General features: G+C 42.6%; 11 protein-coding genes. All 11 read right to left on the bottom strand.

Annotation, left to right across the window (positions count from 1 at the left end; genetic code table 11):
* Nucleotides 1-2: 2 nt before the first annotated feature.
* Nucleotides 3-599 (bottom strand): hypothetical protein, encoded by a 597-nt coding sequence (locus AC1DCD_RS04200; RefSeq protein ID WP_060932617.1) that lies wholly within the window; start codon nucleotides 597-599, stop codon nucleotides 3-5.
* Between the two features lie 17 nt (nucleotides 600-616).
* A complete protein-coding gene (locus tag AC1DCD_RS04195; RefSeq protein WP_060932618.1) occupies nucleotides 617-1,678 on the bottom strand; it encodes a hypothetical protein in 1,062 nt (353 codons plus the stop codon).
* Between the two features lie 18 nt (nucleotides 1,679-1,696).
* Nucleotides 1,697-2,908: a Clp protease ClpP gene (locus tag AC1DCD_RS04190; RefSeq protein WP_464640514.1), complete on the bottom strand. Its 1,212-nt coding sequence runs from the start codon at nucleotides 2,906-2,908 to the stop codon at nucleotides 1,697-1,699.
* A gap of 165 nt (nucleotides 2,909-3,073) precedes the next feature.
* Nucleotides 3,074-3,304: a hypothetical protein gene (locus tag AC1DCD_RS04185; RefSeq protein ID WP_464640516.1), complete on the bottom strand. Its 231-nt coding sequence runs from the start codon at nucleotides 3,302-3,304 to the stop codon at nucleotides 3,074-3,076.
* Between the two features lies 1 nt (nucleotide 3,305).
* Nucleotides 3,306-6,617 (bottom strand): phage tail tape measure protein, encoded by a 3,312-nt coding sequence (locus tag AC1DCD_RS04180; RefSeq protein ID WP_464640518.1) that lies wholly within the window; start codon nucleotides 6,615-6,617, stop codon nucleotides 3,306-3,308.
* A 12-nt stretch (nucleotides 6,618-6,629) separates the two neighbouring features.
* Nucleotides 6,630-8,621, bottom strand: coding sequence for a hypothetical protein (locus AC1DCD_RS04175; RefSeq protein ID WP_464640520.1), 1,992 nt, complete (start codon nucleotides 8,619-8,621; stop codon nucleotides 6,630-6,632).
* 11 nt (nucleotides 8,622-8,632) lie between these two features.
* Nucleotides 8,633-9,757 (bottom strand): hypothetical protein, encoded by a 1,125-nt coding sequence (locus AC1DCD_RS04170; protein ID WP_464640522.1) that lies wholly within the window; start codon nucleotides 9,755-9,757, stop codon nucleotides 8,633-8,635.
* Nucleotides 9,754-10,263 (bottom strand): hypothetical protein, encoded by a 510-nt coding sequence (locus AC1DCD_RS04165; protein WP_464640524.1) that lies wholly within the window; start codon nucleotides 10,261-10,263, stop codon nucleotides 9,754-9,756. The genes AC1DCD_RS04170 and AC1DCD_RS04165 overlap by 4 nt, the downstream gene beginning before the upstream one ends.
* Nucleotides 10,257-10,685: a hypothetical protein gene (locus AC1DCD_RS04160; RefSeq protein WP_464640526.1), complete on the bottom strand. Its 429-nt coding sequence runs from the start codon at nucleotides 10,683-10,685 to the stop codon at nucleotides 10,257-10,259. The genes AC1DCD_RS04165 and AC1DCD_RS04160 overlap by 7 nt, the downstream gene beginning before the upstream one ends.
* A complete protein-coding gene (locus tag AC1DCD_RS04155) occupies nucleotides 10,669-11,082 on the bottom strand; it encodes a hypothetical protein (RefSeq protein ID WP_464640528.1) in 414 nt (137 codons plus the stop codon). The genes AC1DCD_RS04160 and AC1DCD_RS04155 overlap by 17 nt, the downstream gene beginning before the upstream one ends.
* A 137-nt stretch (nucleotides 11,083-11,219) precedes the next feature.
* The gene (locus AC1DCD_RS04150) at nucleotides 11,220-12,398 is read right to left on the bottom strand and encodes a PBSX family phage terminase large subunit (protein ID WP_464640530.1); all 1,179 of its coding nucleotides are present in this window, start codon (nucleotides 12,396-12,398) and stop codon (nucleotides 11,220-11,222) included.
* Nucleotide 12,399: the final 1 nt, after the last annotated feature.

Here is a 12,399-nt window from a genome sequence, read left to right as displayed (position 1 = left end):
CTTTATCCAGCTTCTGTGAGCAGACTCTTAAACTGCGTTTCCGTAGTCTTTGAGTCTGTATTAAAGTAGAATAATGCAGCCTTTGGCGCACTCGTCTCCTGTAAGGTAACCAGCCAGCCTCCGTCTGTATCTTCACTATACTTATCACTTTCTATAGCCGTAGCACGCAAGCCTTGATAATATCCATATACTTGATATTCTGCCTTCCCTCCTTCTCCTTTATGCACATTCTTAGTAATGAGTACGAAAGAGCCGTTAGCAAGACCGTCAATGATGTCCTGCGCCACGTCTGGACCATTATCAAGCACGGCAATAGAAATCTCGTTAGTGAACGTATTCCTATATGTCCCTGTAGCTAATGAAATCTTTGTCCCACTAAAGGGCTTGCTTCCCTGCTGCACTACAGGGTAACCTTTCTTCTTGCTCTTTAAGATGAGAGTCTTCAATATGTTCTTGCAATTTTCGTCAAAAACACTCTTCGAGAAGTCCACGTCCGAGCGGTTACAGATAATCGCATCGGCTTCTAATCCTTTCACTATAGGGCTTGCGCAATTCTGCTCAATGCCCTTACTTATTATACTATCACATATTCCTGCCATAATCTTATCTCCTATTATTAGAATGCTGCTTGGAACATATCATCTTCCAATATCTGTGTACCTATGCGACCTGTAGAATATATGTAATTTCTACGCTCTTTCTTGTCAAACCATATATCGAGGTCAGAGATTAGACCGTCAGCATCAGTGCCAACCTGTAACTGATTAATGTTAGCATATACAGCACGATATGGTTTGTTCAACATGGTACCTGTATTCTCGTAAGCCATTATCATTCTGTCCCATATAGATACACGTGCCAATGTTACACCGTTATAAGTAGCCACATCAAGACCATCGAAGACCGTCTCCCATGGCATAATCTGTGTGTAGCACTTCTTAATATCGTATGTAAGCGCGTCCGCTAACCCCTTTGTAAGCAATACAACAGCACCGCTATCAGCAGATACACGACTATCTGCGTCCATAAGCAGATTGTCAAGAATACCTGTAGCTACGCCTTTACCAAGTATAGCCTTTTTCTGTTCTGCAAATGTAGTTTTCTTGTTAGCCTCTATGCCTGTAAGCTGTTTCTCGTTCTTAGCGCATTGTGCGAAGATACGCTTAAACAACCCATCACAAGTAGTGAACAGCTCCGTCTTAGTACCATTGGTAAGTGTTCCACCGTTATCAACTCCTTTTGCATCAGAATCACCGAACCAACCAAAACGCCATATCATTCTTTTCATCTGACGTTCTAAAGCAGGACGAATGATATAACTCATAAACTCGGTGCTTGTCAAATCACCTACAGGTGTACCTGTCTTCAATGTGTACTCTGCTATAGTTCCCCTTAGACTTTCGTAGCAAATCTTAATAGGTATCTGCCAATCTCCCAACGCCCAACGCTTCTGCGAGTTCGCAATACCTACATCTTGATACTTAGGGTCGCAGCCACTTCCTTTAATGCCGACATCGTCCATATCACCAAGAAAAGCAACAGGGTCGCCATTCTTCACCTTCATAAGGTGGGTGAAACGTTGAAAATCCTCGTCTTGGTCAATACTCAACGGAATAACCTCTTTAAGGTCTTTAACGTCCGTAGGATTTACCGAAATGTTTTCTAAAAATTTTGCCATTTTCCTTTTCTCCTTCTTTTACTTCTTATTCTTGTAAGTTCCGTTTCTACGTGCTTCAATCTCTCTTCGCATCGGAGATTCTTCCCCTTGCTCCTCTGCCTTTCTGCTTGCATTAGCACCTTCTATCTTGCGAGGTGTAGGCTTATAGCTTGAGGAAATCTTAGCTAATGCCTTTTCCCCTCCTGCTATCTTCACGGCGTTGAGGATTCGTAAATCATCTTTTGTCTTAGCCATAGCCTCTGCCTGCTTACGAGCATTCTCCGAGCTTTCTAACTTCTCTTGAAGTTCCTTTACCTCTTCCTCTAACTCTGCTACACGCTTTTCTAACTCCGAGCCGTTTTCGTCGTCTTTCTTGCCTTTAGATTCTGTCGTCTGAATATCGGTGATAACACCATCTTTCACAACGATAGTCTTACCGTCTGGCATAACGAACGTGCCATCAGGGCTTGCCTTGTCCCCAATCTGTGGCTCTCCACTTTCTCTCTCCACGGTCAGCGTCTGACCATCACTTGTTGATAAATCCATACCCTTTGCCAGCTCGTCAATGTTTCTTAACCCAAGTCTTGCCAGCGCACGGTCAAGCAAAGAGGCTTTTACCTCTACTTTCTCTTCTTTTCCTTTTGCCATTTTCTTATTATTTTTGTTGTTAAATACCTTCCCTTGCTTCTTGGCTGAAGCAGGGGCAATTATCTCTCCTATCAATCCTAATTCTTTAGCTTTTTCGACCCCTATGTACTTGTCTTCGTCCATTAATGCCTGCATCTCCTCCCTGTTACACTCGCAACGCTCCACGTACAAGTCAAGTATTTTCTCCTGCATCTCCTTCAAGTCGTTCGCTGCCTTCTCCAATTCTGATGACGTCAGCACGTCCCCGAGAGCATAGGCAGATACCCACGGATTATGCACACATATTAACGCGTTCTTGTAAGCCTTCCTCCTTTCTTTAGGGGCTGACATCATAATAACCGTAGCCATAGACGCTGCATTGCCCTCGACCGTGCAAGTTATCTCCTTTCCTGTTGCGCGGAGCCTATCGTAAATGCCCCAGCCTTCAACCACAGAACCACCATCGCAATGTAAACGAATATCTATAGTATTATCGTCTTCGGGTATGCTTTCGCAGAACTCGTCTACGTCTTTAAAGCAAACACCTTCAACGTCCCCCAAATACTTACAAATGCTCTTTTCGTTTTCCGTTTGAATATCGTTATAAATTTTAAGTACTGCCATGTTAATAGTTATTTTATACACAAATTTACTTTATAATAATTAAGAATATATTTATAATTATCATCTTCTCACTCTCATTCCTTGCGACAAAAAAAAAAGGTACTCTATCTTCACAGACGGAATACCTTGCCATTAAAAGGTAAATAAAAAACCGTATGAAAAAAATTATCTAATATTCTTTGCCATTCTCTTAATTACTCTATATACCGTAGCCTCGCTGCACTCGTACTGCTGGCTAAGATAGTACACGGCATATCCTATCTTATGTCCTTCCATTTTCAATCGCACAAAGTCCTTGTATAATCTTAGATACTTTACATCCTTTGCATCTATATTATTTGCGTTTAAGATAGTTAATAAACTTTCCGCAGCTTTTAGCAGGTCATATTGCTTCATATTACTTTATCGCTCCTATCCTTTCTATAGTTTCCACTCTCTTAGCAGTATTATTTATCTCTTCTACGCTCACAACAGGTCTTGGTGCCATAGCCATTCCCTTTGCCACAGCTCTTGCCAAGAACTCTTCCCCAATCTGTGCGCCTCCACCAGCAGGCAGCATGATAGGCACTCCTCCTCCTATTTGATTAAATGCCGATAGGGCAGGGGCAAACATTCTCGTTGCCGAAGCCGTTAAGACGCTCTCTCCATTAGAAAGTCTTGCAGGTATGCTGTCGCTTGTCTCACTCCCCGAGCCTGTAACCAGACCACCGCTTGCAAACTTAGCCGATTTGACCATCTTCACCGCTGAGGCTACATTAGCAAGTACCGTAGCTACCGTTGTCGCTATTGCTATGAGGTTACCCGGATATGGTACACTTTGTGCCTGCCTTACACCACTCGCCAGCGCAACACCTGTATTAATAGCAATTTCTGCCAACGCAAGAACCTTAGATGCCCTCGCCATATCTTCGTTTTGCTCTCCGAATGCCTCTGCTATCTGCGCCGTAGCCCCTATCATTCCTGATATAGCCATATACTTCCCTTTCTCTATATCTATCTCTTTATCTGCTACTGCCTTCTTAGATTGTTGATAGTCTTCTTCTAATTGCAGCTTGCGCAAATTAAAGGCTTCTATCGTTTCCCCCTCTTTCTGTTGCGCAGCTTCTAATAGCGCCTGCTTCTCTTCCATCTGTAGCTGTAGTACCCCAAGCTCATCAGAGCCATTGCTCCCTATCTTAGTTTCTAATATCTTAGCCTCGAAACGGTTCTTTATAGCTTTTTCCTGCTCCTCCTGTAACTTATTGTGATAATCTTTATAAGCCTGCTCCTCCTGCTCGTAGAATTTAGCATTTATAGACGTAATTAGCCTATTCCTTTCCTCTTCGCTCATAACTCTCTTCTGTGCCGCATCAAGCTCCAGCTGATAAGCGTCATTGATAGCCTTTATCTTTAATTGGTACTCTTCTTTAGAGCCTTTCTCGACGCTCGCAAGCATATTCTGTAGATATTCCTGCTCCCTTTTTATAGCCTCATCTTTAATCGTTAAATCAAACTCCGACAGCTTCTTTGCCTTTATCTTTTCCGTTGTAATTATCTGTGCCATGATAGCCTTCTTAGCATTCACCGTCAAGCCCTTCTCGGTTTCCAACCTCTTACGCAAATCCTCTATCTGCCTATTATACTGCACCTCAATTTGCTTCCGTCTCTGCTCTGCTGTCTGCTCCACTAATTGAGCCAACAAGTCCTCGGCTTTCCTTATCTCCGCCTCTTCTTTCTTTGCCATCTCCTCGGCGCTAATCTTATTTTTGTCTTTTTTACCTTTCTTCTTTTTCTTCTTTTTCTTCTTAGTAGTTATCCCACCTTTGCCATTTGAGCCTCTCTCACCGCTTGTATCAGCCCCTCCTGCTACTGCGACAGGTATCTCGATATGTGCTACTTTCTTGTTCTTAATAACACTGTTAATGGCATCCATCGTGTTCGTAGCGCCTTCCTTTGCAAAGTTCTTAATATCTTTCCAGCTTTCCTTGACCGTCTTTGCATAGCCATTCATTATCTGACTGAAACCGCTCTTAATCTTATCAAAAGAGAAAGTAACGATACCCTCTACAATATCAGCCAACCCCTTTAGATTCCTTCCTGCTCCCTTCACAGCATCGACAATCAGATTAAACACCAGCTTGACCGTACTCCATAGGTTTTTGAAGTTCACAACAATAGCCTGCACTCCAGCCCTTACGACCATACTCTCATTGTATAAGTCTATGAAGTAGTTGATAACACTTATAACCCCTTTCAGAAGTTTAGTAATACCCTGCACTGTTAAAGTCTTAACCGAGATAAGCATTTCTCCAAAGCCCTTATCGCTCATATCGAACATAGCAGCCAAGACCCTATTAAGTTCCTCATTAGCTTTCCTCTGTTCGTTCATCTTCTCGCCATACTCTCCTGTAGTACCCTTTAGTTTGTCGAGGTCAGTGTTCATAGTATCAAGCTGTTCTATCATCTTCAGACCAGCATTAGCTCCCTGCTTGCCGAAGACGTCTTTTAGCACATTACCTACTTCTTGCGAGTTCTGCGGCAACTCCTTCAACCGCGTGCTAATCATCTTAATAACATCATAGGTAGATTTACTCCCACTTTCTAAATCGGCTTGCACCTTCTTGGAACTTATGCCTATAGAATCTAACGCCGATGCCGTGCTTGAGCTCATCTCTCTAATCTTCTTGCTACCCATTTGTATAAGTGCCATACCGCTATCGCTGAAGATACCGCTCCTCGTCTGCTGAATAGTAGCCACCAGCTCCTTGCCCGATATGTTCGCATCATGGAAAGCAGGTGCGTACTGCTTTATCTTAGCTATCATATCACCGTTAAGGTCTGCACCACTCTGGAAACCGTCATTGATAATCTTCAGTGCCTCCTTTGTGTCATATCCATATTGCGACGTTAATACATCTACTGCCTCTAACGTCTCCTTGTAGTCCTTGCCATACGTATCTGCCGTTGCCTGTATCTCACTTCGTACAGCCTTTAGATTATCGCCTGTCAATCCTAAGAATTCCTTTGTTAGCTTCGTGCTTTCTTCTATCCCTTTGTTGTAATCAAAGAACCATTTAAAAGCCATGCCAGCTCCTGCAATACCTGCTAACGAAAGGAATACAGGATTTGTCATGAAACCCATAAGTGTTGAACCGAAAGCCTTAACATCTTTCTTCACTCCTTTGAGGACGCCAGAAAACCCTTTGCCGTTCTTCGACATATTAATTATAGAATTGGCAAAGTTGGAATTAACCCCCAGCGCGGACTTTATGCTTTCCTCGTAGTTACCCACATTGCGGTAAAATCTCTGTGTCTCTTCCTCCGCGTCCTTTAATGTATCCGTGATTTTATTTATATGCTCCTTTAGTGCTTCTCCTTTTGCTCCATTACGTTCAGCTTTTGAGAGGCTGTCATACGCCTTTGTAGCATTGCTTAGCTCTGCTCTCAAAGCTCTCAATGACCCATCTTGTTCCTTTTCTGTCTTTATGTTGTTCTGCACCTCCTTAGAAAGCTCTCTGATAGTACTCTTGTAGTCCTTTGTCTGTTCGCCAAGAGCTGTTACCGTAGTTGCATACTCATCGTATGTTATCTTACCGTCCTTGAAGTCTTCTTGTAATTTCTTCTCGGCTTTCGACAACTCCTGCACCTTTTCCTTGTACCTTAGAATGCCATATATCGCGTCCTCGTACTTTACCTTGATATTCAATATCTTCTCTTCCTCTGTACTCATATCTTAATATCGTTAATATAGTTGAAACATTGTTACTTCGGCAAACCCTGCCTCGTCTGCCTTTATCTCTGTGATAGCATAATAATTACCATATTGCGCCAAGTATATTGGCTTTGTCTCGTCATAATCTAATAGCTCTATATCACTTATACGTATCTTCTCTGTTATTACTTTTACCCTCTGCAAACTTTCCCCTATATGCCTATACTTTTCTCTCAAGATGTCCTGCATATTTATATCGAAGACCGCTACAGCTTTACCGTTTTCCCCTTTCTCAAGCCTCAAGATTCTATCCTTGCAAGCCTTATACGAGGGCTTATCCTCTTCCTTTCCCTCTTTCGGTGCAGTGTACATAGGAACGTTATTACCATCAGTGGCGGCAAACGGAAACTCGTACACAACCCTTTTTGCGTCCAACGTTTCGTTATCTATCTCCAAGTCACCGTCATAAGAACCTACCGTGTTATCTGCTTTCCACTTGTAGAGATTATGTTGCGCATAATCACTTATCTTAAAATCAATCCTTTTAGGCTTATTCTCATCGCTTTGCGCTATTACTTTCTCCGTCCAATCCTTAGCTTCTTCTCTATTCTCCCACACTTGAGATAACGGCTCAAAACTAATCTTATTCTCTTCCGCTATCTGCAGGGGGAACGTGCCTGTTATAACCGATAAAAACTTGATAAAGTCAATAACCTTTATCTTCGGTAAATTATTCGCAATAGGGAAATAACCTCCGCTTGGAACTTCTTCCTTGCTTGATATAGTAGCCTCTATCGTCCCCCCGAGAAATGCCGCTTCTCTTAGAGGTCTGTCATGGCACCATTCAAATTTGATAGTATCTCCTTCTTTAACCTCTACTCCTCCATGACCGTAAATTTCATATCGAAAAACACCTTGATACCCCGACGGAACTCTTTCCAAGTTAAAGCCTCTATCAGAGCCTAAGACAAATGTCTCATCTTTGTCCTTGTCCTTATCATCTTTTCTTGTTATAATCACCTTGATATAATATAAGATGAAATTATAATAATCCCCGGGTGCCCACGGAGTGCCGGACCCTTCTGATAGCATGCCTGTAATATCAAATTCCCATGTACCCTTAACGTCTATAATTACTTTTGCTTCACTCTTTGCTTCTATTACGGTTGCATTATCATCAGAAATGTCGAATAAAACGCTCTCTTCTCTTGCCTTCAACGATATACCTCCCGTACTTGTGGTTGGCAGTAATTCTGCTTTAAACTTCCTATCAAATGTTAGCTCATTACTCTTCTTGTTAATAAGCGGAACGATTAATGTATCAATATACCTTTGCGCATCGGCACAGAACGAAAAATTAATTCCCGTATTCTTCTTTATCAAATCCAAGATAAACGAAGCCTTTACCACCGGGTGAAGATTTGAAACCCCCTCATCTCCTCCACGATGTCCACCGAAATTATTCTTCCTCCGTTCTACTCTCCCGTCTAAAGGATAAATCATACGGTCTCCCTCTTCCCATGCTTCAACAACTTTCTTCTCGTGAGTCCATACATCGTAATAGGCGTAGAAATAATTAGCCTTCACCGCATCTTCATAGCTGACAACCTCGTTGCTATCCTTATACAGAATCCTATCATTACTTTTCAATTGATTAAGAGTAGTGCCAGCTCTCATCAAGTCGCTGAAGTTAGAGAATAGTCCCCAAACAATGCACGCCTCTATAGCGTCCTCTGTTGCCTGTAGAACCGTTAGGCGTCCGTCCTTGATGACCTCTATTCCATTGCGGAAATAACGCACCTTGTGCATCGTATAAGGAAATGAACTACTTGATTGCACTAAGTCCGTATGCTTCAGTATCTTTTGATTTCTTACCGTCTTCGGCAGCTTTATCGTATAAGTGTTGTTAGAAGTCAATCTCGATACATCACGGAACAAATTGCTCTTAAAATTCAACGTTATTTTCGTCAATTCGTCAATATCAACCAACTCATTATCTACGTATAATCTTTCGTTTTTCATTCCTCTCTTCCTTATAATTTTTGCACCGATACTTCCGGCATCACAATATTACACATAAAGTCCTGCAGAGCCGCTCTCTGCTTAGTGTAAGAACCCGGAACGATAGTGATAGGTATCCAGCAGGGAACACCCTCCTCTTTATACCCAGCGAATAAATCTACACACGGACTTGTAGTAACATCAAAGAGCATATCCCATGTTTCACTATCTACCAACGGCGCACACACGGATATTGTATCTCTTCTTCCCATCTGCGACTGCCTCCCAGCGTGTCCCATTCGTCCATAGCTCATATCGTAAGCCATTAGATTGTTTCGGACAAATACACCTTTCTCTGTTATCTTCCTACTCTCATCACCACCTTTGAATAAGTAGTAATTGTAGAACCCATGCCTATCTATCCACCTAAGATAATATCCCTCATCATAGCCATCTACAATATTTATGCGTACTTTCTCTACATTTGTGTTATCTCCTTCTAAGCCTTTACGCTTTCGGAACGTCATATCAAAGGTGGCGTCAAAAACAAACTCCGCACACGCCCCCGAACAATCAATTATCGAGTAATACTTCCCTGCATCGTCCTCCTTGCTTTTTATAGGAATATTCCATACGCCTTGCTCTGGTATATTTATAACCCTTTCCTTTACACCGTCCTTGCTTATCATTATAGACCCGCCCTCTTCAGCGTATATACCTACCGTGAAAGGAAAACCTCGAAACCATGTCAGTGTGCGCCTACCGTTATAAATCTCCTGACCTCCCATTTTCATTGCTCCCCACACGAAGAAAGTATCAATATCAAAAAGCTCCGACATGTCTTCATTTTTATAAAACGCTTTAAACTTAATATTAATCAGCAGTCCTAACGTTGATTTGCTGTCCTTGTCATAATCAACCTTGTCAAACGTTACCTCGCTAAAGAACGCCTGCACATACTCTCTTATATCGCAGTAACAAGTACCTTTAATAGCGTTTACAAGTATAATGCCACCTTTAATCTCTTTTCCGCTCGATACTATCACCTTAACGGCTTCCAATCCTTCCCCCGAGGCAGTTATAAGGCAAGGGTTAAACGCAAACCCTACCTCATCAGGACATGTTATCGTAGTGCCTCCTTTAGTTATCTTTCTCATACGTCTACATTATTAAGTTTAATATTGTCTATATCTAATTTAACAAGCTCCGTGATGCGCTCCCTTATCCTTGCAGTAGCCTCTGGTATCACATTTGAGTATATATCAGCCCTGCCTCCTTTCCGATATAAACTCGTACCCTCTCTCTTAATCTTTCTTGCTATTAGATACGCAAGAGAAAGGTTGCCCCTTTCCTGTGGCGTATATTTATGCTCCCTATTCGTCTTATATGGGATAGGCTTTGCCTCTATCCCTTTGTCCGACATCCATCTAAGAATAATACTCCGAAACCCATAAGGCACTTTTCCTGCCTTTCGTCCTGTTTCCAACGTCCCGAACGGACTACGACCATATAACGTACCCTCACTCTCTGTAGTTTCCACTCTTAGACTTGCCGCAGTTCTCCCACTTGCTTTCTGTCCTGCTTCCAAGTGCTGGGTTATTATCCTCCTCCTTAACGCCTCTAACTCTTCCGAAAGAACGATACTTACTGCCCCTTTTAACATAAGCAACCCCCCTCTAATTCTTTCAGAGTAAGTTCCACGAATACCCCTGTAAAGTATGCGCTTGCACTCTCTAATATCGTTGTATATCTTACGCTCCCATCTATCGGCTCAAAATATCTACTTTCATTCAGAGCCATGACGAACTTTATAGCTTTCTCCTTCATGCGGCTATAAACCTCCTCGTTATCCTCTCCGTTAGCGTCCCGAGAGACCTTATCGACAAAGGCTATCATGCAATCTTCCTTATCTTTAACACGACCACGGCTAAAGTTAAAAGCACCCCCTGTAGGTAGCACGCACACAATAGCAGGTAAAGTTACTCTGTCTATCTTTTCTGCTGCTCCATTCCAATCCTCGAAGACATAACTGAACTCCGCGAACTTCTCTTCTGCAATCTCTCTTATCTTACTTTCTATACTCATTTTCGTACACCTTTTGTAAATTCCTTTTGAACTCGTTTGACCTCGTGTCCATATCGAGACATTTATACACGCGCCCCCATGGTACATTAGTAACCTCTTCATGGTCTGTGATACCCATTCTTAGAGCATACCAATCTATTAAGCCGAAGATGCCAAACTTTAGGTTGTTTATCCCAGCCCTTAGCTCTTCATCGCTCGGCTTGCTCTTCGCTTTGTCGAACAACTCGTTAATCTTCTTAACCCTACCAAGCACCCAGCCGACAAAACGAACCACCTCTACAGCCATGCAGTCATCGACTACCTTTGCCTCCATTCCTAACAGAACCTCACAGACTTTGTAGAACAGCCACCGTCCCTCCTTACACTCGCTCATCTGCACCATCTGACCTATCGTCATATCATCAAGATTCGCTGGCGTGAGAACCTTTCCTACCTTCAGTGGTCGTGTGCATCTCTCCAGCTCCAGCCTTTCCGTTTCCTTGCTAAACGTGGCTACTACTATCCAATGTTTGAACTTCTCTCCTTTTCTCATACTTAATCAAGATTTATAATGCGAGCTTTCGCCCCTCCAAGTCTTTTAACGTTGAGCCTCATCAATGCAAAGTACCTCGTGGCGTCTATAGCGTGGTTATACTTATCAATAGGTATATTCGTTTTCTTTCCGTCTCTATCTTTCTTCCATTTGTAACTTTGCAGCTCTTCGATTAAACCGACAGAACGCCGTGTAACGTTCCATTTATAACGGTGCAGTATATCAATACCCACCATGATGCTGTCTCCTCCCTTGACCGTTGGGATAACCCACAAGCCTGCATTACGTAACTCGGTTATACTTTTCGGCTCTGCACTATCAGCTATTATCTGATTCGCTTTTGTTATCCCTGCTTCTTTTGCTTTCTCTGCTATCATTGGATTTGTCAGCCCCGTCTCATATATCTCTAAGTCAGTCCATAACTCCCCATGCGCAATAACACAATGTACCAAAGCTGTTGGGTCGTTCGTAAAGCCAAAGTCCAGCCCATAACCTTGTATCTTCCAGCTATATCTCTCTGGCATACTATCCACGATACGAAAATTAGGAAAAATAACCCCCGAGAGCTTACCTGTTAATCCTCGAGCATACACTTTCCATAGCTCTTTGTCCTCTATATTTTCTATCCGTTCATGTTCTTCCTTAGATAGGAAAGGATTCCCCCTGTGGTCTGATATAATCATCTTTACCCCTTGGCGACCCTTTACCTCGTTATGAACCCAAAATCTCTCGGAGGGATTGTAGTCTATCCATATCTTCTTACGAGTACGAATAGCCAACTGCCAATATATCTCGTATGGTATGCCGTTTGCTTCATTCACAAACAGATAATCACGCTTACCATTCTTCGCGTCCTGCTCGTCATTATAACTCTTAAACTCTATTATAGAATTATTCTTGCATTGCAGATAATGCTCACTCTCATGAACATTGAAGTAGCCAGCCAACCATTCAGAGCCAGCCAATATCGTCTTCGCATCACGCAGCGCACCTACTTTTAGATTGGGCAAGTCTTGCCCTACTACCGTGGTTATACTCCCTGCTTCTATTAACGCCATATAGATAAGCACCTGCATTATCGTGTATGTCTTACCCGAAGATGTCCCCCCTTGGTTCACACACACCCTTGCAGCCTTATCCGTATTAGCACGAAACAGCTCCCATATAACCTTAAACGGCATC

It is taken from the genome of Prevotella sp. C0209C1, from assembly GCF_056583855.1.
This window is presented reverse-complemented; position numbering and strand designations above follow the sequence as displayed.